Here is a 23028-nt window from a genome sequence, read left to right as displayed (position 1 = left end):
GACGCCTTTCTCGGCAGCCGCGATCGCTGAAGGGCTGCTTTCGACCAGGTTGAACGTCATCTTGCCGTCTCGGCTGAGCAGGCTCTTCAGGCGCGTTGCATCGGGTTCGCCCGGCGCTTCGAGGATGATGCGGCTGTTGCCCTGCGGCGTGATGGAAATCTCGCTGACGCCTTCTGGGTCGACGCGGCGCCGCACGATGGTCATCGTCTTGGCGAGGGCGTCTTTCATCAGGGTTTCTTCCGATGTCGCCGGGACCGTGACCTTGATCACAGCGGGACCGGCCGCTTCGATGTCATAGGTCTTCGCGCCGCCGATAGCGCCTTCGACGCTGCCATTCAGCTTGCGAACGCGGGCGAGCGCCTCATCCATCGGAAAATTGCCGTCAGCATCGGGGCGCGTCAGATTGATGTTAAGTGTGCGGCCATCGATGGTCGGCAGGTGGCCGATCAGCGTCTTTCCGTCCTTGTTGCCCAGCGCGTTGCGCACGTCGATGGCGAAGACTTCCAGCCGGTTGGCAACGACTTCATCCGGGTTGATTTCCATCATCAGATAGACGCCGCCCTGAAGATCGAGGCCGAGATTGACGCCCTGCTTGGGCACGCCGGCGGGCGCACCGGACATGTTCACGACGTTCGGCAGGGCCATTATGATGCCCCACAGCATGATGCCGAGGATCAGGCAGATCTTCCAGAGCGGAAACTGAAGCATGTATTCGTCCTTAGGCGGGAAAGCGGCCGAGCGCGGTAGACCTAGTCGTTGGCGGCGACCGGCTCGCTCTTGCCGCGCACTTCAACGACCATGGCCTTGATCACGCGCACCCGGACATTTTCGGCCAGCTCGACGGTGACTTCGGTGTCGCCACCCTTGGTGACCTTGCCGATCAGGCCACCCGACGTGACGACAGCGTCGCCGCGCTTGACGTTCTCGACCATCAGCTTGTGCTTCTTGGCGCGTTGCTGCTGCGGACGGATGAGCAGGAAGTAAAAAATCAGGATCAGCGGCAGGAAGAACATGACTTGCGTCAGGACGCCCGGACCCGCTGCCGGCGCAGCTTGCGCAAGTGCTGGAAGGGAAAGACCCGCGAAAATGGCGAATACCGCGGCGAATTTGTTCTGCATTGTGGTCAACTCCCTGTAACCCTGCATCGCGGCAGCCCCCTCAGGGTGCCTGCGAAAGTCATGCCCCTATAGCGGTGGGCGCAGGCCTTGGCAAACAAGCCCTGCAGGCCGTGCGAATCTGTCCTAGAGGGCGCGTGAGCGTCCCTCGACCAGCGCCGGAAGCGGATGGGCGATGGCCAGACGCTGTTGCGTGCCATCCGCGCCCATTCTCAGCAGGACCTGCGAATCGGCGGTTTGCAGCGGCGCAATCAGAACTGCGCCCTTGGCCAATTGCTGCAACAGGACGTCCGGCACCTCGTCGACCGCGCCCGTGAGAAGTATCCGGTCATAGGGGCCACGCTCAGGCCACCCGGTGAGACCGTCACCATGCCGGACGGCAACGTTGCCGAGGCCGAGGTCGAGCATGCGCCGCCGGGCGGCGTCACAAAGACGGCGGAAACGGTCCATTGCGAAGACATCGGCGCCGAGCTGGGCCGCGAGCGCGGCCGTATACCCGCTGCCGACGCCGATCAGCAGGATGCGCGCCTCACGCATCTGCTTGATCTGGAGGGCCTGCAACAGCTGGCCGGTCACTGCCGGACGCGGCACGATCTGGCCGCAGGGGATCGGCAGGACGCAGTCTTCGAAGGCGAGCTTTTCGAGGCCCGGCGTATAGACGAACGCACCCCGGTCGATCGTCTCCATCGCCTTCAGCACGCCGCCATCGGTAATTCCCTCCTGCCGCAGATGCAGGACAAGGCGCGCGGCGCGGAAGGGATCGGCGATCAGGTCGGCCATGTCTCGCGCAATTCCTTGAGATAGGCTTCGTGCGTCAGGTCGACATGCAGGGGCGAAACCGAGACATAGCCATCATAGATGGCCCGCAGGTCGGTCCCGGCATCGGGCTTGGACAGCTTTCCCTTGTAGCCGATCCAGTAATAATCATTGCCGCGCAGGTCCTCGCGGCGGTCAGTATGGATGATGCTCTCGTCCCGGAACCCCTGACGGGTGATCTGGATGCCAGCAACGTCTTCCGGTTCACGGTCCGGGAAGTTCACATTGATCACGACATCCGAAGGCCAGCCCTGCTTGAGCAGCGGCCGCAACGTCTTCGCGCCCCATGCCCGGGCGGTTTCCCATGGCAGCGAGCCGCGCTCGCGAAAGCTTTGCGCCTGGCTGAGGGCGATCGAAGGAATGCCCAGCTGCATGCCGAACATGGCCGCCGCGATGGTGCCGGAAAAACTGGTGTCCTCGGCAATGTTCTGGCCGCGATTGACGCCGGAGAGCACAAGGTCCGGCGCGTCCGGCATCAGGTCCTGCATGGCCAGCAGCACGCAATCGGATGGCGTGCCTGCAATGGCCCAGGCCTTGGCGCCAACCTTGCGCGTTCGCACAGGCTGGGTCAGCGAGATGGCGCGCCCCTTGCCTGACTGCTCCTCTTCGGGGGCCGCGATCCAGATATCGTCAGACAATTCCTTGGCAATGTCTTCCAGCACCGACAGGCCCGGCGCATTGATGCCGTCATCATTGGTGAGCAGGATTCTCATGCGATGGTCTCCAGCCCGCCCATGTAGGGGCGCAACGCATCCGGCACGGTGATGGAACCGTCTTCGTTCTGGTAATTTTCGATCACGGCAACCAGCGTGCGGCCGACGGCGAGACCGGAACCGTTCAGCGTGTGGACGAATTCGGGCTTCGCACCCGCCTCCTTGCGGAAGCGCGCGTCCATGCGACGGGCCTGGAAGTCGCCGCAATAGGAACAGGAACTGATCTCGCGATAGGTGTTCTGGCTCGGCAGCCAGACTTCGAGATCATAGGTCTTGCGGGCCCCTGCCCCCATGTCGCCGGTGCAGAGCAGCATGCGACGGAACGGCAGGTCGAGGCGTTTCAGCACTTCCTCGGCGCAGCCCGTCATGCGTTCGAGTTCGCCAAGGCCCTGTTCCTCATTCTCCACGATGGAGACGAGTTCGACCTTGTTGAACTGGTGCAGGCGGATCATGCCCTTCGTATCGCGCCCCGCGCTGCCGGCTTCCGAGCGGAAGCAAGGCGTATGCGCGGTGAAGCGGAGCGGAAAGCGCGAGGCATCGAGGATTTGGTCACGGACGAGGTTCGTAAGCGGGACTTCGGCGGTGGGAATCAACCTCATTCTAAAGAGCGAAAGTTCGCGTTCCCCATAATCCAACGATTTTGCTCTTTCGAGCATGTCGTATCTTTCCGAGTCTAGGAATTCATCAATTTCGTCGAGTTTGAACTCGTAGTCTTCACCTCGAAATCGCTGCTTATGCTCGTCGAACATTTCGTTGATATGAGCTGTTATCTGATCGACCAACATGTGCTTTGGAAGTTCAATTCCGAAAAGATCCCCAGCAAACTTCGGCAACTGCCCCGTGCCCACGAGTGCATTGTCGCGCACCAGCAGCGGCGGACTGACTTCCTCATAGCCATGCTCACCCGTCTGCAGGTCCAGCATGAAGGCCGCCAGCGCCCGTTCCATGCGGGCGAGTTTGCCGCGCAGGGCCACAAACCGCGCGCCGCTCATCTTCACGGCGCTGTCGAAATCCATCTGGGAAAACCCGAGATCGCTTTTCAGCGCCTCGCCGATATCGGCATGGTCTTTCGGATTGTTGATGCGCTTGGGTTCGCCCCAGCGGCTTTGCTCGACATTGCCCTCTTCATCCTGGCCTTCCGGCACTTCAGCCAGTGGCAAGTTGGGCAGACCCATAAGTATGTCGTCCAGCAGCGCCTTGGCGGCGGCTTCCTGTTCGCCAGCGGCCTCGATGGTCAGCTTGGCTTCCGCGACGAGGGCCATGAGGCGCGCGGCCTCTTCCTCGTTCTTTTCTGCCTTCGCCCGCCCGATCAACTTGGAATTCTCGTTGCGGACCTTTTCGGCATCCTGCTTGTCGGTAACGGCTTTGCGCAACGCGCCGTCATGCGCATGGATCTGGTCGACGATATCGCCAAGCCCCGGCTTGCGGCGGTTCCAGGCGGCGCGGAAGGCGTCCGGATTATCTCGGATGGCGCGGATATCGAACATGGAAAGGTCCTGCAATGGCTGTTGCTACAGGCTCTAATGCGCCCCGCGGGCGGCGTCCACTATGCGGTGGCGTCGGCGCTCGCCTGCAATGCCGCAGGCGCAGCCGTCTTGGGCACTCGGCAAATGACCTTCGTGCCGTTACGCTTTTGCGGGTGAACCTCGATGGAAGGCTCGAGCGCGCGCAGGCGCATCATCATGACGGCATAGTTGCGCAGTCCGAACCAGGCCGGCTGGCCCTTGTGCGGCACCGTAGTGAAATCCGGAATGGCCGACAGCGCCTTGACGATCTTTTCGCGGGCAATTGGCTGGTCGGGTGTGCGGGCACCAAGCTGCATGACCAGTTCGACGGCGCGGGTGAGGTGCGGATGTTCGTCCGCCGGACGGGACGTATGCGTGTCCATCTCGTCCATGACGGCGTTGCGCACCTTCATAATGAAGGGCGAGCGGCGCTCCTGGACCAGCCGCGGCGCAACCACTTCGGGCGGCGGGCTGCGGAAACGGTACCATTTGCGCGGCGTGCGCTCATAGTCGCACGCCGCCTTCAAGGCCGACATGTGGACCACGGCATCGGCATGCTGGCTGTAGAGTTCGTAGGTCGGGTCGGTTTCCTTGCCCCCCGTCACAACATGCAGCCGGGGCGACTGGATTCGATTCACCACAGGCACGAAATCTGAATCGGTCGTCAGCACGATGACTTCGTCGAGATTCTTGACCTGCATGGCCATCTCGATGGCGTCCATGGTGAGGACGATATCGGCCGAGCTCTTGCCGGCCGATATCTTGTTCTTGGCGAAGGCGCGGCAGTTGAAAGCCTCGAAACCCGCCGCCTCGAACACTGGCCTGTGCACGTCGTATTGCAGGTTCCAGTAGACACGCTTGGACACGAACTTGCGCCGTTTCTGCCGTTCAGACAGCGCGCCATCTTCAAGCCAAAGGACCCAATTGGCCACGTTTTCGGTAAAGCCTACGCCGGTTGCCGCGTAGATATTGTCGAAATCGACAAGAAGAACGCTGTTCACGCGTGACAAAACGGTTCTCCCTGATTCGCGGATTGAGCGAGGCCCCGATGTTCAACATTCGCCGCGCGAATGCAACCGTGCACCGCATCAATTCTGCCTATTCGTCAGCAGGTGTCGCGTCCTCGGCGTCCTGTTTCTTCTCGATGAGATTCACGCAAAAGATCGAAATTTCGTAGAGAAAATAGACCGGTCCGGTCAGGACGAGCTGGGAAATGATGTCCGGCGGGGTAAACACGGCCGCAAAGCCCAGGATCAGAACGATCGCATATTTGCGGCCGCTGATCAGGGTTTGGGCCGAGACGAGTCCGATCTTGGCGAGCAAGGTCAGGATCACCGGTAGCTGGAAGGAAATCCCGAACGCCAGCATCAGCGCCATCACCAGCGACAGGTATTCCGACACTTTCGGCAACAGCTTGATCGTCGCGACACCGCTGTCGATTTGTTCCTGCGAGATCGAGAAGCGCGCCAGCATCGGCAACATCAGGATGTAAACGAACGCCGCCCCTGTCGCGAACAGGGCCGGGGCGATCACGAGGAAGGGCCAGAAGGCCCCGCGCTCGGTCTTGTAAAGCCCCGGTGCAACGAAGGCATAGATCTGCCAGGCAATGACCGGAAAGGCCAAGAAAATGCCCGCGAACAACGCGAGCTTCACCTTGGCGAAGAAGAATTCCATTGGCGCCGTGAAGATCAGCTCCAGCGGCGCGCCGCGCAGGGCCTCTGCCTTTTGGGCAAAAGGCGCGAGCAGGAAATCATAGATTGGCTGGGCCACGAAAAAACAACCGAGCGAGGAGATGCCCAGCACGGCCAGCGAGATGATCAGCCGCGAGCGCAGCTCGGTGAGATGCTCCAGCAGCGGCGCCCGGCTGGCTTCCACTTCGTCTAGGATTTCAGGCTGTTCGTCTTTCGGCGGGACCTTGTTCACGCAGCGTCGTCCTTGGGCTTGGGCTCAGGCGCAGGGGCTCCGGCCTCGGCAGCTTCCTTGTGCATGACGGCAGCGTTGAGATCGCTTTCCATATTGGCCAGGTCATCCTGGGCCTCGGTCATGGCATTGTTGCGCTTGAGGTCTTCGATCTCTTTGCGCAGGTCTTCCAGTTCGCTCTGTCGGGCTATGTCCTCAAAGGCAGCCTGGAATTCGCGCGCCATCGACCGCGCCTTGGCCACCATCTGGCCGGCCTTGCGCATCATCAATGGCAAATCTTTCGGACCCACGATGATGAGGGCCGCGAGGGCAAGGATAAGAAGTTCGGAAAAACCGATTCCGGGCAGCATTATGCGCCCTCCACCAGAAACATTATGACGAGGCTTTCGTCTCGTCTTTCTTCTTCGGGGTCACGTCAACAAGGTCTTCCTTGTCGACGGCCTTGGGCTCATCGTCATCAGCGAGGCCCTTCCGGAACGATCTCACGCCCTTGGCCATGTCGCCCATGATTGAAGAAATACGGCCACGGCCACCGAACAGGAGCAAAGCTACCACGATGACGAGGACGATCTGGAGTGGTCCGACTGAGCCCATGGGGGCCTCCTGATTACGTGTTTCGCAATGCAGCATAGCCTTGCGTTCCGGCTGGAACAATGGGGCGAAGCTGTTAAAGGAGGGGCATGCGTATCGCCACATGGAATGTCAACTCGATCAAGGCCCGCCTTCCCACCGTGCTGGAAGTGCTCGGCGCAATCGATTGTGACGTCGTTTGCCTGCAGGAACTCAAATGTGAGACCGACGGCTTTCCCTATATGGAACTGGAAGAACTGGGCTGGAACTGCGCCGTCCACGGGCAGAAATCCTATAATGGCGTGGCCATCCTGTCGAAATACCCGCTGGACGATGTCCGCAAGGGCCTGTCGACCATGGAGGACGACCAGTCACGCTATATCGAGGCTTTGGTCATGGCCGACACGCCGATCCGCGTGGGCGGCATCTACCTGCCGAACGGCAACCCCGCGCCGGGCCAGAAATTTGACTACAAGCTGGAATGGATGGAGGCCCTTGAGGGACACGCGCGCGCATTGCTGAAAACGGAAGAGGCTTTCGTCCTGTGCGGCGACTATAACGTCATCCCGGGCGTCAATGACAGCTGGGATGAAAGCGTCTGGGCCGATGATGCCCTCGCCCTGCCGGAGTCGCGGCAAGCCTTCCGGCGCCTCAAGAATCTCGGCCTCACGGATGTGTTCGAAACCTGCGACGGCCGCGCGCACCAATACACGTTCTGGGATTATCAGGGCGGCGCGTTCCAGAAGGATCACGGCATCCGCATCGACCATCTGCTCTGTTCGCCGCAGGCCGCCGACCGGCTGACTGGCGTCGAAATCTACCGCAAGGCGCGTGAACTGGAAAAGCCGTCAGACCATGTGCCGGTCATCGGCATTTTTGAGGACTGACGCCTATTTTTTGGGCGTACAGGACCGATTATAGTCAGCGACATCCTGATTGAACTGCCGTGCGTTCGCCTGCAGCGCGAACTCCGCTTGGGCGAATGCGCGCCGGGCGGCATCGAACTCTGCCTTGGCCGAATCTGCAGCCTCAGCATTCGAAGATGAGGCGAGGCGCATGACCTGCGCATCCTCATACTGGTCGCCGAGCGCCTCGGCCCTTGCTGCCAGTTCATCGCGCGAGGCTGTCGCCTCTTCAATCTCGGCCTGTTTCGGCGCCAGCGTCGACTGCATGGCCTTGCACCGCTGAACCTGCTTTGGCGACAAGGTGTCAGCGGCGGCCGGCATGGCCGCCATCAGGGCAGCGGAGGCGAATAAAATACGGAACATGGACAGACGTCTCTTTTTTCAGCTTGCCTGCCTAATGCCGGAACGCGGCTGAAGCAAACCTGAATAGACGTGCCACACGGCGGCCCCAATTGCTCACAGCCCGCGCCGGGGCGTGCCAGCGAACCGCCGCACAATATTAAAAATGATCAATCGCTCACTTTGCCGGATTTTTGCCATGATTGGAGGTACATTTGTAATCGTTCGCTCACATTGTGAGCACACAAGGAGAACAGAGATGACCGCCTTCACGCCCGAAACGCATACAATTCCCCGTTCGACCGGCCCTTCGCCCGATGTCGCTGTGACACTCGACCAGCTCGTGGCGCCGCTCGAAATTCCTGCCGAACTGCATGTAGCCCGGTGGGCACCGAAATGGACGCTGACCCTGCCGATCGCTCTGCTGGCCGCCTTTACGCTGCCAGCCCGCACGGCGTGAGCGTCAGGCGTCCCTGCCAGGGTCCTGGGCACGGCGATTGGCCATCACGGCATCGATGATGTTGAACACGGCAGCAAAATCGCTCAACAATTCGCGCACCCGTTCCGGGTCGTCGAGCCGCTTGAACATGCTGCCAGGTTCGAACAAGTCACTGCCCTGGAGCGTGATCAAGAGTTCGCCATCGTCGAAGCAGCATTTCAGTTTGCCGCCATGGAAGGTCTTTTCCATATCGACCAGATTCTGCATCAGGTCCGGGGTCAGCAGATAACGGCTCTCGACCTGGTCAGTCGTGTAGACTTCGAAGATGCGCTCGAATTCCCGGTCTTCGAGCATTGCCCGCTGCATGCCCTTGCCACCGCCGAACCGGTTGAAGAAACCAGCATCGCGCGTCACCAGCGTGCGGCCATGGAAAGACTTGTGGAAGGCAAAGCGCAGGCACTGGCCACGAAACACCGTGACCCAGCGGGTCTGCGTGCGACCTTTGGAATCGGTCGAATGACGACGTTCTTCCAGGTGCGCTTCGAACAGCTCGAAATCGACGCCCTTGCGTGTGCCGGTGATCAGGTCTTCGTAACTGTCCCGGTCCCAGTCAGGCACGATGCCGACGTCGTGGTGCCTGTAGATCGACGCGACCTGTCCCGGGGCCTCGTTGAAGCTCAGCTCAAACTGGCGTGCGATGGGCGCAACCAGCAATGTCTTCGCTTCCTTGCCCAGCTTCGTAACATCGCGTGCTCCCCACCAGGCATAGCCGAACCCGACCATGGCTGCGACGATCGCCAGAATGGGCAGCTTGGCAACGAACAGTCCGATCAGGACGCCGACAATGCCGATGCCGCCACCGACATATCCCGCCTCCCGCGCCTTTGCGATGGCGGCAAGGCGGTCCCCCTCCCGCGCTTGCAGGGCCGGACGGATCTCATCCTGGAATATGCGCGCAAAATCGCCAAAGCCGTCCGGCAGGCCGGACAGAGCCTTGGTGATATCCGGATCGACCGGGTCAGGCTCTCCACCGGGCAGGTCAGACGTCTGGTCTGTCATTCGCACGCGTCTCCGGCTGAATATGACCGGATACTAGACCGAGCCTGCCCGGGGCTCAAACAGCTTCAGATATCGGCATAGACGTGGCGTTCACCCTCGAAGCCCGGATGCGTGACGGCGCCTTCATGTGCCGGACCCACCAGCTTCGCGAACTTCTGCAAGGCGCCGGAACCGTACATCGTGTTGCGTGGCTTCCAGTTGCGTTTGCGATCTTCCAGTTCGGCGGGCGTCAGGCGAACGTCGATCGTGCCGGCAATGGCATCAAGAATGATCACGTCGCCATCCTCGATCAGGCCGATCGGGCCGGCATCGGCCGCTTCGGGGCCGACATGGCCGACGCAGAAGCCGCGTGTCGCGCCGCTGAAGCGACCATCCGTGATCAGCGCCACCTTGTTGCCCATGCCCTGGCCATAGAGGGCCGCCGTGGTCGACAACATCTCGCGCATGCCGGGGCCTCCTTTTGGTCCCTCATACCGGATGACCAAGACATCGCCTTCCTGGTAGTCGCGTTCGGTGACGGCCTTGAAGCAGGCCGCCTCGCCATCAAACACGCGCGCGGGGCCGGTGAATTTCAGGTTCTCGAGGCCGGCGACCTTCACGATCGCGCCATTCGGGGCGAGCGATCCCCAGAGCCCCACCACGCCGCCATTCGGCGAGATCGGATCGGAGGCTTCGCGGATCACTTTCTGGCCCTTATTGAAGACGACGTCCTTCAGGTTTTCCGCAACAGTTTTTCCTGTAACGGTCATGCAGTCGCCGTGGATCAGGCCCGCATCGTAGAGCGTCTTCATCAGCATCGGCACGCCGCCCGCCTCGCCGAAATCCTTGGCAACGAATTCGCCGCCCGGCTTCAGGCTGGCAATGTAGGGGGTCCTGGCGAAGATTTCGGCAACGTCCTTCAGGTCGAACTGGACGCCGCACTCATGCGCCATGGCCGGCAGGTGCAGGCCGGCATTGGTTGATCCGCCCGTGGCCGCCACAACAACGGCGGCATTCTCGAACGCCTTGCGCGTGCAGATGTCGCGAGGCCGGATATTCTTCTCGATCAGGCGCATCACTGCCTTGCCGCTTTCGACGCAATATTGGTCACGCTCAAGGTAGGGCGCTGGCAGGGCCGAGGAGAGTGGCAGGGCGAGGCCAATGGCTTCTGAAACGCACGCCATCGTATTGGCTGTGAACTGGCCACCGCAGGCGCCTTCGCCCGGACAGGCGAGCTTTTCGAGCGCGGTCAGCTTTTCCTCGGTCATGTCGTTCGATCCGGCCGCATTGGCGCCAACCGCCTCGAACACATCCATCACAGTCACGTCCTTGCCCTCGAACCGGCCGGGCAGGATTGAGCCGCCATAGATGAAGACCGACGGCACGTTAAGGCGCAGCATGGCCATCATCATACCCGGCAGCGACTTGTCGCAGCCCGCGACGCCGACCAGCGCGTCATAGGAATGGCCCCGGATTGTGAGTTCGACCGAGTCCGCGATCACTTCGCGACTGACCAGCGACGAGCGCATGCCTTCATGGCCCATCGCAATGCCGTCAGTGACCGTGATCGTGCAGAACTCGCGCGGCGTGCCGTCAGCCGCTTTCACACCCTCGCTGGCCGCATGCGCCTGGCGCATCAGCGCCGTATTGCAGGGCGCTGCCTCATTCCAGCAGGACGCCACGCCGACGAACGGCTTCTTGATGTCCTTCGTCGAAAGACCCATCGCGTAATAATACGAGCGGTGCGGCGCACGTTCCGGACCTTCGGTCACGTGGCGCGATGGCAGCTTGGATTTGTCCCAGGTTTTGGTCATGTCAGGTCTTTCGTGAAGTCAGGCACCCGCATTAGCGCGCAAAGCTCATGCGGAAAAGGGGCGAATCGTCGCCGCGACCGGCAATTCCTGCCCCGGCGACCACGATTTCAGTTCAACGTTTGCTGAGCTCGCTCATATGTCGAGCATTGCCATATCGTCGCTGGAAAGGGTGAGCGATGCCGACGCCAGTATCTCTTTCAGCTGGGCGACGCTGGTAGCGCTGGCGATGGGCGCCGTGATCGACGGGCGCGCCATCAGCCAGGCAAGCGCGACCTGTGCCGGCGTTGCGCCATGACGGGCCGCGACCGAATCGAGCGCCGCGAGCACTTTCGGGCCACGCCCTTCCAGCAGCGGTTTCATCTGGCCGCCGCGCGGACTCTTCTTGAGGTCGGCCTCTGTCCGGTACTTGCCGGTAAGAAAGCCGCTGGCGAGCGAGAAATACGGGATGACGCCGAGGCCTTCGCGCTTGCAGATCTTGGCCCGGGCTCCCTCATATTCGTGGCGAACGAGAAGATTGTAGTGCGGCTGCAGAACCTCGTAGCGGGCCCGGCCATTGCCTGCTGCGGCGAGCGCCGCTTCCAGTCCCGGCCCGTCATAATTCGAGCCACCGACCGCACGCACCTTGCCCGCATCGATCAGACGCTGGTGGGCTTCGAGCGTCTCCTCGATCAGTGTGTCGGCGTCCGGAAAGTGAGAGAGGTAGAGGTCGATATGGTCGGTCTGCAGGCGCTTCAGCGAGGCTTCGCACGCGGCAATGATCCATTCCGCCTTCAGGCTCTTGCGCCCTTCGCCCATGTCGGAGCCGACCTTGGTGATCAGCAGCGTCTTGTCGCGCTTGCCGTGCGCGGCGAACCATTCGCCCATCACGGTCTCGGATTCCCCGTCCGTATGACCCGGCACCCAGCGCGAATAGACATCCGCCGTATCAACCGCGTTGAACCCGGCATCGACAAAGGCATCGAGGATGTCAAACGAGGTGGCCTTGTCAGCTGTCCAGCCGAACACATTGCCACCAAGTACGAGCGGGGCCGTTTTCAAGCCTGATTTTCCCAGGTCTCGCATCTGCATCTATTCGGCTCCTTCTGTCTGATCGCGAAAGATCGCGGTGGTGGCACCATCGGCACTGATCTCTCCCCGGTACATGCCGGCGGAATTGAACACGAAGTCGACATTGCCGACACCATCTATGACGATCACGCCGCCATCGCCGCCAAGGGATGCCACTTCGTTCAGCGCGACCAGTGCCGCTTGGCCCACCGTCTCATCCAAAAACTTCACCCGGTCGCAGATCGTCTTGGCGACGCCGACGCGAATGAAATACTCGCCGTGACCGGTCGCCGACACCGCGCATACGCCATTCTCGGCATAGGTGGCAGCACCCACGAGGGGGGCATCGCCGACCCGGCCCGGCGCCTTGGCCGTCATGCCACCCGTCGTCGTGGCGGCGGCAAGATTGCCCTGGTTGTCGATAGCAACGGCGCCGACGGTCCCGTGCCGCTCGGCCGCTGTCCGCGCCCGTCGTTCCAGCACTTTCTCGAGGGATATCCGTCGGTGCTCAGTATCGAAATAGGTATTGTCGACCATGTCGAGGCCTTGGCTTTCGGCAAAAGCGTCAGCGCCCGCGCCGGCGAACATTACATGCTCGGACTTGTCCATCACGGCGCGGGCAGCAAGGATCGGGTTCTTCACGTGCATCACGCCTGCGACGGACCCGGCATTGCGGTCGCGCCCGTCCATGATCGAGGCATCAAGTTCATGCGTGCCATTGGCCGCATAGACCGCGCCATAGCCGGCATTGAACAAAGGGCTGTTTTCCATTGGCAGGACGGCGGCCTGTACGGCATCGACGGCGCTACCGCCCTCGCGCAGTACAGCGGCCCCAGCCTCCATGGCCATATTCAGCGCGGCGACAAATTCCGCTTCCTGTTCCGCCGAAAGGCTCTCGCGCAGGATTACCCCGGCCCCGCCATGGATCGCGAGATGCCATTCAGGCCCCGCCGGAACCGGGTCGCTCACTGAGACAGGCGTGGCGCAGGCGCCAATCAGCAGGACGGTCGCCGCCAGGGCGGTGAGGGGTTTCAGGGTCATCAGCGTCTCCAGCAGGTCTGGAATCAGGATGGACCCTTTATCTAGAGGCCTTCAAGGCTTTTCCGGGCCGCTTTCAATTTCTCGCGGCGATCAGTCCAGTCTACGATACGTTCGCGGTTCTCCTCGACGATCTCGGGCGGTGCCTTGGCGACGAAGGCCTCGTTGCCGAGCTTCTTCTCGGTCGACATGATGTCCTTGTCGAGTTGGGCAATTTCCTTGTCGAGCCGTTTGCGCGCCTCGGCCACGTCGATCTGGTCGGCAATGTTCAGCGCAACCACCGTTTCACCTACAACCGTGGAGACAGCTCCAACCGGCACGGTGTCGGACACGATAATATCCTCCAGCCGCGCAAGGCGTTTCAGGATATCCTCATGGCGAACGGCCATGTCTTCGATGACCGGTCCCGCATTCACGAGCGACAGCGGGATCTTCGAACCCGCCGGCACGCCGAGATCGTTCCGCAGTGAACGGATTTCGGAAATGAGGTCGAGCACCCACTGGATTTCCGTGTCGGCGTCGGCATCGCGGGTGATCGCGTATTTCGGCCATGTCTGGCCCATCAGGAAACCCTGTTCCTCGACGCGCCCTGCGGCACGCCGGTCCCATAACTCCTCGGTGACGAAGGGCATGAACGGGTGCAGCAGTTTCAGCGTCTCGTCGAGCACGTAGCCGCAGACATCACGTGTTTCCTGCTTGGCGGCATCGTCCATGCCCATGAGCAGCGGCTTGATCAGTTCGAGATACCAGTCGCACAGCACATTCCAGACGAACTTGTAGAGCGCGCCAGCGGCATCATTGAAGCGGTAATCCTCGATCGCCTTGGTCGCCTCGGCCTCGCAGGCAGCGAGTTCGCCGAGGATCCAGCGGTTCACCGGGCTCGTCACCTTGGCGAAATCGATCTCGCCCGGCGCGCCGCACTCGTTCATCTCGGCAAAACGAGCCGCGTTCCAGAGCTTGGTGGCAAAGTTGCGATTGCCTTCAACGGCCAGTTTCGACAGGCGAATGTTACGTCCCTGCCCGGCCATGCGGCCCATCGTGAAGCGCAGCGCATCGGCGCCGTATTCATCGACCAGTTCCAGCGGGTCCATTGCGTTGCCCTTGGACTTCGACATCTTCTGGCCCTTCTCGTCGAGAACGAGGGCGTGGATGTAAATATCCTTGAACGGAACTTGCCCGGTGAATTCGAGCCCCATCATCATCATCCGGGCGACCCAGAAGAAGATGATGTCGAACGCCGTGACTAGCGTGGCGGTCGGGTAGAAGGTCTCCAGGTCCGGCGTCTTGTCCGGCCAGCCCATGGTCGAGAACGGCCAGAGGGCGGACGAGAACCATGTGTCGAGGACGTCTTCGTCCTGCTTCAGCTGAACACCCTTGCCAGCCTGCGCCTGTGCCTCATCTTCGGATTGAGCAACATAGATTGTTCCGTCTTCCGCAAACCATGCCGGAATCCTATGCCCCCACCAAAGTTGGCGGCTAATGCACCAGGGCTGGATGTTTTCCATCCAGTTGTAATACGTCTTCTCCCAGGTCTCGGGCACGAAACAGGTCTTGCCGTCTTTCACGGCCGCGATGGCGGGCTGGGCCATGGTCTTGGCTTCGACATACCACTGGTCGGTCATCCACGGCTCGATGACCACATTGGAGCGGTCGCCGAAGGGCTGTTCGATCTTGAGGTTCTCGATCTCCTGCAACAGTTCCGCCGCCTCGAAGGCTGCGACGACCTTCTTGCGCGCATCAAACCGCTCGAGCCCTTGATAGTCCGCCGGAATGCCCGCTGCATCCGCGTCCGCGCCGTCCACGATATGCGCCGTTGCATTCAGGATGTTCAGCGGCGTATGTCCTGCCCGCTTGCCGACCTCAAAGTCGTTAAAATCATGCGCCGGCGTGATCTTCACTGCGCCCGAGCCCTTTGTCGGATCGGCATACGCGTCTGCGATGATCGGCACACGGCGGCCTACAATTGGCAGGGTTACGAAATTGCCGACCAAGCCCGCATAACGTTCGTCGTCCGGATGCACCGCAACGCCCGTATCGCCGAGCATGGTCTCGGGGCGCGACGTGGCGACCACGATATAGTCGCGCGTCTCGGTGCCGGTGACGTTGCCGTCCTCGTCCTTGACCGGGTGCTCATAGGTTACGCCGCCCGCCAGCGGATAGCGCAGATGCCAGTAGTGACCTGCGACTTCGCGCTGGTCGACTTCAAGGTCCGAAATCGCCGTCTGGAAATGCGGGTCCCAGTTCACCAGCCGCTTGTCGCGATAGATCAGGCCCTTGTTGTAGAGTTCGACGAACACCTTGGTCACGGCGCGCATCATGTTGTTGTCGGGGTCGTTCCGATCGCCCATCGTGAAGGCTTCGCGCGACCAGTCGCACGAGGCGCCAAGGCGCTTCAGCTGGCCGACAATCGCGCCGCCGGATTCCTCTTTCCACGCCCAGACACGATCGACGAAGGCCTCGCGGCCAAGGCTGGCGCGGCTTTCATTCTTGCCTTCAGCCGCCATCTGGCGCTCGACAACCATCTGCGTCGCAATGCCGGCATGATCCGTACCGGGCTGCCACAGCACGTTCTTGCCTCGCATCCGCTCGAACCGGACCAGCACGTCCTGCAGCGTGTTGTTCAGCGCGTGGCCCATGTGCAGCACGCCGGTCACGTTCGGCGGCGGGATGACGATGGAATAGGCCTGCGCGCTGGTATCGCCGGAGGGTTTGAAGCAACCGCTATCCTCCCAGGCCTTGTACAGGCGGGTTTCGGCTTCGGCGGGGTCAAATCGTTGGTCGAGCATGGGGAAAAAGGGTTCCGGTGGGTGCAGGGCAAAAAGGAAGGGCGCGCCTGTTACGGCGCGCCCTTCCCTATAACGAATTTGTCAGGTGAGGCTAGCGCGCCATGCGGGCGATGCGCTGGACTTCGGCTTCGACCTTTTCCTCGACGATGCCGGGCAGGTTGGTGTCGAGCCATTCCTTGATCATCGGCTTCAGCAGCTCGCGGACGAGCCCTTCGATCGTATTGTCGCTGCCGGTGTCCATTTTGGACATCAGCTTGCCGAGAGATCCGGCGGCGGCGTCGGATGTCTTATCATCGGTCAGGACAGTGTTCTGGTAGCGTGCGCTGGCAGGCATGTCGGTCTCCGTTGGAGCGTGAGATTGAGGACGCGGGGCAGGCTGTGGTGCGGGACGCGGAGCAGGCTCAGGCGCCTGCTGGAAAACCGGTGCAGGTTCAGGCTGGTGCCGGAAAATCGGTGCAGGCTCGGGTTGATCAACGGCGCGCGCCGCATCGAGCAAGCCCTCGAAGGATTCCGCCTCATCCGACTCGTCAGCGGCATCGACGGTTTCGTAATTATCATCAGACCCGACGTCGAACATCGCCTCGTCGATATCTTCCTCCGCAGCATCGAAAGCCGTCTCGGAAAAATCGGAGAGCTCTGCATCATGCGACTCGGCCACAGCTTCTGCACGCACAGCGGCCGGTGCACCGGGACGACGGGTCGTGCTGGCATCATCTTCAGAGATGATCTTGCGGATCGACGCGAGGATTTCCTCCATCGTCGGCTCCTTGTGCGCTTCGTTGGCCATGTCAGCCCCTCACTCTCTACCCATCAGAATCACTATTGATTAATGGTTAGAATGTATGGGTTAACAACCGCTTGACGTCATTAACCTTGAACACAGCCACAACTTTGTCATTCGGCGAAGGGCGCAGCCCCTGTCGGCACTGGCTGGTCGAGCTCGCCGGCAGCCCTTAGCAAGCGGAACGCCGCGACATAGGCGTCACGCTCCGACTGGACGAGCGTGAGGCGGGCCTCGAATAGTTGCTGTTCCTGATCCAGGACGTCCAGCGTGGTGCGAACGCCTACCGCCAGTTCTTCCTTGGCGCCCTCATAGGCGATTTCGGCGGCGTCTACCTGGCGACTCGATGCCTCGATTGAACGCAGCGACGCATCATAGCCAAACCAGGCCTGCGCGACCTGTGCGCGAATCTGGCGCTCCAGAACGTCAATCTGGTTGCGCGCCTGATCGCGGCGAAGGCGCGCCGAACTGACCTGGCTCTTGATCAGGCCACCCGACAGCAGCGGGATCGTGCCCTGCGCAACAGCAGACACGCTGGTATCGCGTTGGGTCACGTCGCCATAGGTTTCCTGCACGCCAGCAGTGCCGACAAGATTGATCTGCGGTCGGTATTGCGCACGCGCCACTTCAATCGCTTCGCTGGCTGCGCGCTCGGAATGGCGCGCCGCTTCGATATCCGGGTTTCCGTCCAGCGCAATGGCGACGGCATCTTCAAGCGATGCCGGCAGAGGCGGCACAGGCGGCGGCGGCGCAAGCTCACCGGGCCTGAGGCTGGTAAGGAACTGGTAGTTGGCCTCGCTGGCTTCGCGCGTTGCTTCCGCACCGGCAAGCGCCGCCCGGGCGCCTTCTAGGCGCGCAATAGCCAGCGACACGTCAGTGCGTGTCACCACGCCCACTTCGAAACGGTCATCGGCGGCGCGGACCTGTTCGCCCGTCACATCGACATTGTTTTTGCGGATAGCCACGGCTTCGCGGTCGCGGCGCACATCCAAATAGGCCGTTACAACCTGAAGGATGAGGTTCTGCTCGGCGGCGTCAAACTGCGACTTGGCCGCATCGATTCCTGCCTTGGCCTGCCGGATGCCCGCGCTGACACGTCCACCCGTATAGATCGGCTGCACGGCCTGCACCTGCGCACTGGCGATCGGCCGGTCACCCAAGCCAAAGGCGAACGGCGAAGTCGTATCGACATATTCATAACCGGCGCTGCCGCTGATATTGACGGTCGGCCGACCACCGGACCGGGCCTGCTCAAGGCCTTCGCGGGCGATGTCGGTTTCATATCGCTGCAGGTCAAGCTGGGGATTGGTTGCGAAGGCCGACGCGATGGCCTCATCCAGCGTTTCGCCCGCTGCGGGCATCCCTGCCACCATAGCAATAGCAGCTGATCCCAACAGGCAACGATACTTTACTCTCATCCTGAACTCCCTGATGTCCCGGTTTGTTGGGCCAGATATAGCCACGCCCAACGCATTAGTGAACACTGTTCACTTTTCCAATGGTTTAACAATGCTGGCAATTCAGCGCAGTCGGCCTCAGAAAACGAAGGATTGCTTGAAATCGAACTGCGCAAATTTCGGCGGGCAGGCGTCGAACGCGTCACGCGCGGCTACGGTATCGCCCGACTTCGTGAACACGGTTCCACGTCCCAGGCCTTCGCGATCCATCACCACGGCAACAAGGCGTCCGCCCTCTGCCAGCTGGTCGGTCCAGGCGTCCGGCACGTATTCCACCATGCCGCACACATAGATTGCGTCGAATGGAGCCTGATCCGGCAATCCCGCTGCAATTTTGCCGTCAACGGCCACGGCCCGGTCAAGGCCAAGCGCTGCGAAACGCGCCGCCATGGCGTCCACCAGCGCTGTTGTCTCTTCCAGCGCAATAACCGTTTCAGACAGGTGACTGATCAGCGCTGCCTCGTAGCCGGCGCCTGCGCCGATCACGAGGACAATGTCGCTCGACTTGATCGCTGCCAGCTTGACCAGTTTGGCCGTGTCGCGCGGAATCCACAGCGAACGTTCAGGCGACGTGGCGATCTCAAGCTCAGAATACGCGACCGATTTGCGCGAATTGGGCACAAACACTTCCCGCGGGGTGCGTAGGAACGCAGAGACGATTGGCGCATCGGTCACATCATTCGGTCGGATCTGGCTATCCACCATGATCTCACGGGCTGCGTCAAAGTTCATGGGCGCACGCCTTTCTCTGGCAAAAACGAACGTAGCACCGGCTTTTAGCATGGGCGGCGTTGGGCGCAATGCGCGATAAACGCGCGGCCAGTGAAAAGGCCGATTGAAAGCCGGCGCGTTGCTTGCTAGTGACGCCCCTCTGGTCAGGCTCTATGGCGGAGTGGTTACGTAGCGGATTGCAAATCCGCGCACCCCGGTTCGATTCCGGGTGGAGCCTCCAGACCCATTCCCAGTCCATTCCAAGTATTTTCGGCAGGCTTAACGCGGTGTTACGCAATTCTTCGGCGTTTCACGGTTAATCGTTTACGTCGCATTAACCAATTCGGGCGATGTTTGGGGTGTCTTCTCTTGGAGACACCCACCATCACCCAACGCCTCGGCGGGAGCTTTTTGTCTCCCGCCATTTTTTTGCCTGACGCCGAAGTTTTTGGACAGCAGCAGCAAGTTGGGGCTTGAACCGGCCCTATGGTCTGCTATTCACCCGCTCTCGACTGATCCGCGATAGCTCAGTTGGTAGAGCAGGCGACTGTTAATCGCCCGGTCGTAGGTTCGAGTCCTACTCGCGGAGCCACTCCCCTTCCCCACAACACGCCCGTTGAGGCGTTCAGCTCGGATCCAGTCGCGCAAACAGGTCCTGCGTCCGGAACGCACGGCCAATCTGGTTCGCGTGGTGGCGGGAATCACAGACATACTCGAAGATCGGATAAGGTGACTGCTCCACCAGGCTCACGCGGGACGCATCTATCGTGGCGATATCACCGAAATCATGGGTCACCTGATCGAACAGCGAATCGACCAGCTGCTTGCGGTTCTCTAGGTCCTCGGGCCGGGAATAATACTCGCTCGGCAGCACGATCACCACTTTGGCCTTCGGGAACATGGACTCCAGGAAGGCTGTCTGGATCGCGATCGTCTGGGCCGACAGCGTGACATCTTCCCATTCGAAAAACTGGCCCTCGGCCGGCAGGTCACCGCAGTCCACATGACTGAAGTCGATGTCGCCATCCCGGGTCGGCAAAGGGTAGTCCTTGGACTTGCTCACCCCGCCTTCGAATGCCGACTGGATGAAATAGTCGAGTGCGCTCCTGCTGGGCTTGATGCTGAGCGGCAGGTGCCCGGTGACATCGCCCTTGAAGTTCTTCCGCCGATCAAACTCATGCGCCCGCAGGGGCGACACCGTGGAATAGACGACAAGGCTGATGGCATCCGGGTCGACAGTTTCGGCCACGCGCGTGACAAAGCCGCGATAGTTTGGATCGGTATAGCCTTCGTTCATCAGCGAGGCATTGTACCAGGTCATCCCGCTCAGTTCGTCGAGCTGGGATGCCGATAGGCTGAAGACGGCATTCGACCCCCCTAGGATGAGACCGTCGACATGATCCATGGCTTCGAGATTGCTGAGGTGCTGGCGGATGATCGCTGTGCGCCCGCCATCCGTCTGCTGCGTGTAGCCCCATACGAGATAGCCGACATAAGCCAGCAGCAGCGCCGGAATGCCAAACCGCCAGACGACGCGATTAACGCTGACCATAAACGGCATAATCCATCCCCACTCCATTTGCGATCGTGGCCAGCATCAGCGCAAGCATGGCGAATTGGACCACGGGAAGCCGGTAGAACTTGTAGTTTCGCTGCGAGAAATACGGTTTGGTCTGGAGCAGGATTTCCAAAGCGACGAACACGACTATCAGCCCGAGCGCGAGCAGCGTCGTCCAGGGCATATGAGTCAGTTTGTAGACAACGGAAAAATCGACGAAGCGGAAGTGCAGTTTCTCGAACAGGCGCCCGGAATCGGAATCCGCAAACAACATGCGTCCGATCACCACCGCAATGCCGAGTACAAAGAATGCCGCCACCTTGAACCCGCGCTTCAGCAGCCGCAGCGTGATCACGAACATGAGGGCGTGGAAGAGGCCCCACAAAGCGAAATTGAGGGTCACGCCATGCCACATGGCCGATCCCATATAGACGGCAAAAAGTGCGGCCGATGTGCCGAACTGCTTCTTGGTCGGCGCGTAGAATAGGCTTTTCAGCACCACCGACAGCGACGTGTGCCAGCCCCGCCAGAATTCGATCACGTTCGTCGACGAGAAAGGCTGCCGGAAGTTCAGTGGGATCCTGAACCCCATGAGTCCGGCCAGGCCGAATATGATCAGCGATAGGCCGCAGAAATTGGCATACACAAACAGCTCGAAAATCGCCGCAAAGGTCAGCGACGAAACAACATCGGTCTCTTTGAGAAGATCAAACGTCTTGGTCAGCGGTGTCGCGATCGTCTGTTGCAGGAACAGGCCGAGAAACACGAAGGGAAGATAATAGTCCGCTCGGCTGCGCAGGCCGCGGTAGCGAATGTCTCTGAACTGCGTGGCGACCGGGCCCGTGATGATCAGCAGCGGGTTGCTGGCCAGCACCGCCGCGCGCGGGGTCAACATCCGGCTCCGCGCGATATAGGCAAGCGACGCAGTATAGAATGACAATCCATAGAGCAGCAGGTTCGTCGACGAGGCGTGCGATCCGGTCAGCGTCTTGGTCAGGCCGAATATCGACGTCGCCGAAATGGCGAAGAACAGGACATAAGGCGCAATCACTGTCCGCTCGCGTTCGCCAACCATCATGAGCAAGGCGACGATGGCGACACACATCGCCAGCGGAATGGCCGCCTTGAGCGCAAAACCGGGCAGCGCACCCGACTCCCAGACGCCCAGCCCGTTAACCATTACTTGCGCAACGACAAGGATAGTCACACCAGACAACCAGAATATGCCCACTTCCCGCATCTGTTTTGTCATCGACCCAGCAATCTCAAATATAATTCGCCAAATTTCAATACACTTATTTACTATTACATGGTCAACGGAATTTCTCCGCCGCAATCTCCGGCAAAACGCCGTGATCGTTTCTTTTCCGGAACAAAGGGCATCCGCGCTGGGACGGACGCTTACGCGTCCCGGAGCGCGGCAAATAGCATTGACCGCCTGCAAAGACCGGTTACGGCCTGCGGCACATGGCTCTATATACCACCCGACTCAACGACGCCGTTCTCCTCCCCCATTCCCGAACTTGCCTGCGGAGATTTTTCGCGATGCACGCCCCATTTGACCTGGTCGAAGTTGAAGCTGGCCGCCGCCTCCATGTATTGGTCGAAGGGCCGGGGGATGCGCCGTGGGTCGTGTTCGACCATGGTGCGTTCGGGTCCTATGTCGACGGTTGGTGGGTCAAGGAAGCATTGAAAGCTGACCACCGCGTCGTCCTCTACGGCCGGGCAGGCATGGACTGGAGCGATCCGGCGCCCGAGGGCACGCCTATGACACCCGAATTCCATATCGCCGACCTGCGCCGCCTGCTCGCGGCGCTCGGCGCCCGTCCACCTTACGTGCTGGTCGGGCACTCCATGGCGGGCTTGCGCCTGCACACCTTTGCCAATCTTCATCCCGACGAACTGGCCGGCCGCGTCTTCATCGACGCAATGAATCCCAAATACTTGCGCAAATCAGGTGGCATGCGCCTGCTCAATGCGTTCGCCCTGCTATTGCGGGTCGGCGGCGTATTCGCGAAATCCGGTCTCCTGCGCGCGGTCGCACCCTTTACCGGTGACGACATCGACCTGCCTCGGGCGCGCCGGACCGAGAAACGATACCTGTTCCGCAAGCCCGATCACTGGACCGCTGCACGTGGCGAAGTCACCGCAATTGATCCTGCCGCCGCCTATTTCAACCCGGCCGTCACGGTCAACTCGCCGGTATCGGTCTTTTCGCGCGAGGCCGCCGGCGGAGAAAACGCGGGCCTCGTCAGGTCTGTCTCGAACCAGGGCGGCTATGGGCGCCTGTTCGGGCTCGACGGCGAAACCCATACATCCTTGCTGAACCCGGCCCATGCCGCCCGCATCGCAAGGGAAGTGCGCTACATGACGCGCATGATGGTTCCGCTGGTCCCGGATCACCCCGTCGACCAGACATGGGTGGACAGCCGGAAATCGGGGTATAGTGCCTGAACGGCCAATCCGAGGAGACCGG

General features: G+C 61.0%; 21 protein-coding genes, 2 tRNA genes and 2 pseudogenes. 5 read left to right on the top strand and 20 right to left on the bottom strand.

All coding sequences use genetic code 11. The annotated features are described in order from the left end of the window. From ACESNB_RS06305 to ACESNB_RS06265, 9 genes and pseudogenes are all read right to left on the bottom strand, one after another. Nucleotides 1-708 (bottom strand): annotated as a pseudogene (locus tag ACESNB_RS06305) (protein translocase subunit SecD); the annotation flags it as partial. Nucleotides 709-749: 41 nt separating this feature from the next. Beyond that, nucleotides 750-1118, bottom strand: a complete 369-nt coding sequence (gene yajC / locus ACESNB_RS06300) for a preprotein translocase subunit YajC (RefSeq protein WP_373005441.1) — start codon at nt 1116-1118, stop codon at nt 750-752. Nucleotides 1119-1241: 123 nt separating this feature from the next. Continuing rightward, nucleotides 1242-1895 carry a protein-L-isoaspartate O-methyltransferase gene (locus ACESNB_RS06295; RefSeq protein WP_373005439.1) on the bottom strand — a complete coding sequence of 218 codons (654 nt, stop codon included), beginning with the start codon at nt 1893-1895 and terminating at the stop codon, nt 1242-1244. Further along, entirely contained in the window at nt 1883-2644 is a 762-nt protein-coding gene (gene surE / locus ACESNB_RS06290; protein ID WP_373005437.1) for a 5'/3'-nucleotidase SurE, read from the bottom strand. The genes ACESNB_RS06295 and surE overlap by 13 nt, the downstream gene beginning before the upstream one ends. Beyond that, a complete protein-coding gene (serS, locus tag ACESNB_RS06285) occupies nt 2641-4131 on the bottom strand; it encodes a serine--tRNA ligase (RefSeq protein WP_373005435.1) in 1491 nt (496 codons plus the stop codon). Before serS ends, surE begins: the two co-directional genes overlap by 4 nt. A 59-nt stretch (nt 4132-4190) precedes the next feature. After that, the gene (locus ACESNB_RS06280; protein WP_373005445.1) at nt 4191-5150 is read right to left on the bottom strand and encodes an NYN domain-containing protein; all 960 of its coding nucleotides are present in this window, start codon (nt 5148-5150) and stop codon (nt 4191-4193) included. 97 nt (nt 5151-5247) lie between these two features. After that, nucleotides 5248-6072, bottom strand: coding sequence for a twin-arginine translocase subunit TatC (tatC, locus tag ACESNB_RS06275; protein ID WP_373005433.1), 825 nt, complete (start codon nt 6070-6072; stop codon nt 5248-5250). Nucleotides 6073-6220: 148 nt separating this feature from the next. Next, a pseudogene (tatB, locus tag ACESNB_RS06270) lies at nt 6221-6419 on the bottom strand (Sec-independent protein translocase protein TatB); the annotation flags it as partial. Between the two features lie 22 nt (nt 6420-6441). Next, nucleotides 6442-6663 carry a twin-arginine translocase TatA/TatE family subunit gene (locus ACESNB_RS06265; protein ID WP_373005431.1) on the bottom strand — a complete coding sequence of 74 codons (222 nt, stop codon included), beginning with the start codon at nt 6661-6663 and terminating at the stop codon, nt 6442-6444. An 86-nt stretch (nt 6664-6749) separates the two neighbouring features. Between ACESNB_RS06265 and xth the strand changes: the two genes are divergently transcribed. Then, entirely contained in the window at nt 6750-7526 is a 777-nt protein-coding gene (gene xth, locus ACESNB_RS06260; protein WP_373005429.1) for an exodeoxyribonuclease III, read from the top strand. A 3-nt stretch (nt 7527-7529) separates the two neighbouring features. On the opposite strand, the gene ACESNB_RS06255 is transcribed toward xth, so the two are convergent. Then, nucleotides 7530-7907: a hypothetical protein gene (locus tag ACESNB_RS06255; RefSeq protein WP_373005427.1), complete on the bottom strand. Its 378-nt coding sequence runs from the start codon at nt 7905-7907 to the stop codon at nt 7530-7532. A gap of 235 nt (nt 7908-8142) precedes the next feature. On the opposite strand from ACESNB_RS06255, the gene ACESNB_RS06250 reads away from it, so the two are divergent. Next, nucleotides 8143-8343, top strand: a complete 201-nt coding sequence (locus ACESNB_RS06250) for a hypothetical protein (protein ID WP_373005425.1) — start codon at nt 8143-8145, stop codon at nt 8341-8343. A gap of 3 nt (nt 8344-8346) precedes the next feature. Here the strand turns inward: ACESNB_RS06250 and ACESNB_RS06245 are convergent, their stop codons facing one another. The 8 genes from ACESNB_RS06245 to ACESNB_RS06210 form a co-directional block, all read right to left on the bottom strand. Then, nucleotides 8347-9381, bottom strand: coding sequence for a DUF3137 domain-containing protein (locus ACESNB_RS06245; protein WP_373005423.1), 1035 nt, complete (start codon nt 9379-9381; stop codon nt 8347-8349). 65 nt (nt 9382-9446) lie between these two features. After that, complete coding sequence (gene ilvD, locus ACESNB_RS06240; protein ID WP_373005421.1) at nt 9447-11174, bottom strand: dihydroxy-acid dehydratase; 1728 nt, start codon at nt 11172-11174, stop codon at nt 9447-9449. A 132-nt stretch (nt 11175-11306) separates the two neighbouring features. Beyond that, on the bottom strand, nt 11307-12242 hold the full coding sequence (locus ACESNB_RS06235) for an aldo/keto reductase (RefSeq protein ID WP_373005419.1): 936 nt from the start codon (nt 12240-12242) through the stop codon (nt 11307-11309). Further along, the gene (locus ACESNB_RS06230) at nt 12243-13262 is read right to left on the bottom strand and encodes an isoaspartyl peptidase/L-asparaginase family protein (RefSeq protein WP_373005417.1); all 1020 of its coding nucleotides are present in this window, start codon (nt 13260-13262) and stop codon (nt 12243-12245) included. It lies immediately after the preceding gene. A gap of 41 nt (nt 13263-13303) precedes the next feature. Beyond that, nucleotides 13304-16045, bottom strand: a complete 2742-nt coding sequence (locus ACESNB_RS06225) for a valine--tRNA ligase (RefSeq protein WP_373005415.1) — start codon at nt 16043-16045, stop codon at nt 13304-13306. Between the two features lie 91 nt (nt 16046-16136). Beyond that, nucleotides 16137-16832 (bottom strand): DUF2497 domain-containing protein, encoded by a 696-nt coding sequence (locus ACESNB_RS06220; RefSeq protein ID WP_373005413.1) that lies wholly within the window; start codon nt 16830-16832, stop codon nt 16137-16139. Between the two features lie 107 nt (nt 16833-16939). Beyond that, complete coding sequence (locus ACESNB_RS06215) at nt 16940-18187, bottom strand: TolC family outer membrane protein (RefSeq protein ID WP_373005411.1); 1248 nt, start codon at nt 18185-18187, stop codon at nt 16940-16942. A gap of 174 nt (nt 18188-18361) precedes the next feature. Continuing rightward, nucleotides 18362-19015, bottom strand: coding sequence for a protein-L-isoaspartate O-methyltransferase (locus ACESNB_RS06210; RefSeq protein ID WP_373005409.1), 654 nt, complete (start codon nt 19013-19015; stop codon nt 18362-18364). Between the two features lie 146 nt (nt 19016-19161). On the opposite strand from ACESNB_RS06210, the gene ACESNB_RS06205 reads away from it, so the two are divergent. Both ACESNB_RS06205 and ACESNB_RS06200 read left to right on the top strand, forming a co-directional pair. Further along, nucleotides 19162-19235 (top strand) — tRNA-Cys (locus ACESNB_RS06205). A 275-nt stretch (nt 19236-19510) separates the two neighbouring features. Next, a tRNA-Asn gene (locus ACESNB_RS06200) sits at nt 19511-19586 on the top strand. Nucleotides 19587-19619: 33 nt separating this feature from the next. Here the strand turns inward: ACESNB_RS06200 and ACESNB_RS06195 are convergent. Together ACESNB_RS06195 and ACESNB_RS06190 are read right to left on the bottom strand one after the other, a co-directional pair. Beyond that, complete coding sequence (locus ACESNB_RS06195) at nt 19620-20546, bottom strand: hypothetical protein (RefSeq protein WP_373005407.1); 927 nt, start codon at nt 20544-20546, stop codon at nt 19620-19622. Continuing rightward, a complete protein-coding gene (locus tag ACESNB_RS06190) occupies nt 20533-21804 on the bottom strand; it encodes an MBOAT family O-acyltransferase (protein WP_373005405.1) in 1272 nt (423 codons plus the stop codon). Before ACESNB_RS06190 ends, ACESNB_RS06195 begins: the two co-directional genes overlap by 14 nt. 293 nt (nt 21805-22097) lie before the next feature. On the opposite strand from ACESNB_RS06190, the gene ACESNB_RS06185 reads away from it, so the two are divergent. Continuing rightward, on the top strand, nt 22098-23006 hold the full coding sequence (locus ACESNB_RS06185) for an alpha/beta fold hydrolase (protein ID WP_373005403.1): 909 nt from the start codon (nt 22098-22100) through the stop codon (nt 23004-23006). The last annotated feature ends 22 nt before the right edge of the window (nt 23007-23028 follow it).

Origin of the sequence: Hyphomonas sp. (assembly GCF_041689225.1) — a bacterium.
GTDB lineage: Bacteria > Pseudomonadota > Alphaproteobacteria > Caulobacterales > Hyphomonadaceae > Hyphomonas.
The sequence above is the reverse complement of the archived record's forward strand: the minus strand, read 5'-3'. Positions and strand labels throughout refer to the sequence as shown.

Excerpts from the sequence above, each read along its gene's own strand:
- surE (WP_373005437.1), bottom strand. The coding sequence starts at position 2,644 with ATGAGAATCCTGCTCACCAATGATGACGGCATCAATGCGCCGGGCCTG.
- ilvD (WP_373005421.1), bottom strand. The coding sequence starts at position 11,174 with ATGACCAAAACCTGGGACAAATCCAAGCTGCCATCGCGCCACGTGACC.
- ACESNB_RS06235 (WP_373005419.1), bottom strand. The coding sequence starts at position 12,242 with ATGCAGATGCGAGACCTGGGAAAATCAGGCTTGAAAACGGCCCCGCTC.
- ACESNB_RS06295 (WP_373005439.1), bottom strand. The coding sequence starts at position 1,895 with ATGGCCGACCTGATCGCCGATCCCTTCCGCGCCGCGCGCCTTGTCCTG.
- ACESNB_RS06230 (WP_373005417.1), bottom strand. The coding sequence starts at position 13,262 with ATGACCCTGAAACCCCTCACCGCCCTGGCGGCGACCGTCCTGCTGATT.
- ACESNB_RS06195 (WP_373005407.1), bottom strand. The coding sequence starts at position 20,546 with ATGGTCAGCGTTAATCGCGTCGTCTGGCGGTTTGGCATTCCGGCGCTG.
- ACESNB_RS06210 (WP_373005409.1), bottom strand. The coding sequence starts at position 19,015 with ATGAACTTTGACGCAGCCCGTGAGATCATGGTGGATAGCCAGATCCGA.
- serS (WP_373005435.1), bottom strand. The coding sequence starts at position 4,131 with ATGTTCGATATCCGCGCCATCCGAGATAATCCGGACGCCTTCCGCGCC.
- ACESNB_RS06190 (WP_373005405.1), bottom strand. The coding sequence starts at position 21,804 with ATGACAAAACAGATGCGGGAAGTGGGCATATTCTGGTTGTCTGGTGTG.
- ACESNB_RS06255 (WP_373005427.1), bottom strand. The coding sequence starts at position 7,907 with ATGTTCCGTATTTTATTCGCCTCCGCTGCCCTGATGGCGGCCATGCCG.
- ACESNB_RS06220 (WP_373005413.1), bottom strand. The coding sequence starts at position 16,832 with ATGGCCAACGAAGCGCACAAGGAGCCGACGATGGAGGAAATCCTCGCG.
- xth (WP_373005429.1), top strand. The coding sequence starts at position 6,750 with ATGCGTATCGCCACATGGAATGTCAACTCGATCAAGGCCCGCCTTCCC.
- ACESNB_RS06225 (WP_373005415.1), bottom strand. The coding sequence starts at position 16,045 with ATGCTCGACCAACGATTTGACCCCGCCGAAGCCGAAACCCGCCTGTAC.
- ACESNB_RS06185 (WP_373005403.1), top strand. The coding sequence starts at position 22,098 with ATGCACGCCCCATTTGACCTGGTCGAAGTTGAAGCTGGCCGCCGCCTC.
- ACESNB_RS06250 (WP_373005425.1), top strand. The coding sequence starts at position 8,143 with ATGACCGCCTTCACGCCCGAAACGCATACAATTCCCCGTTCGACCGGC.
- ACESNB_RS06265 (WP_373005431.1), bottom strand. The coding sequence starts at position 6,663 with ATGGGCTCAGTCGGACCACTCCAGATCGTCCTCGTCATCGTGGTAGCT.
- ACESNB_RS06245 (WP_373005423.1), bottom strand. The coding sequence starts at position 9,381 with ATGACAGACCAGACGTCTGACCTGCCCGGTGGAGAGCCTGACCCGGTC.
- ACESNB_RS06215 (WP_373005411.1), bottom strand. The coding sequence starts at position 18,187 with ATGCCCGCAGCGGGCGAAACGCTGGATGAGGCCATCGCGTCGGCCTTC.
- yajC (WP_373005441.1), bottom strand. The coding sequence starts at position 1,118 with ATGCAGAACAAATTCGCCGCGGTATTCGCCATTTTCGCGGGTCTTTCC.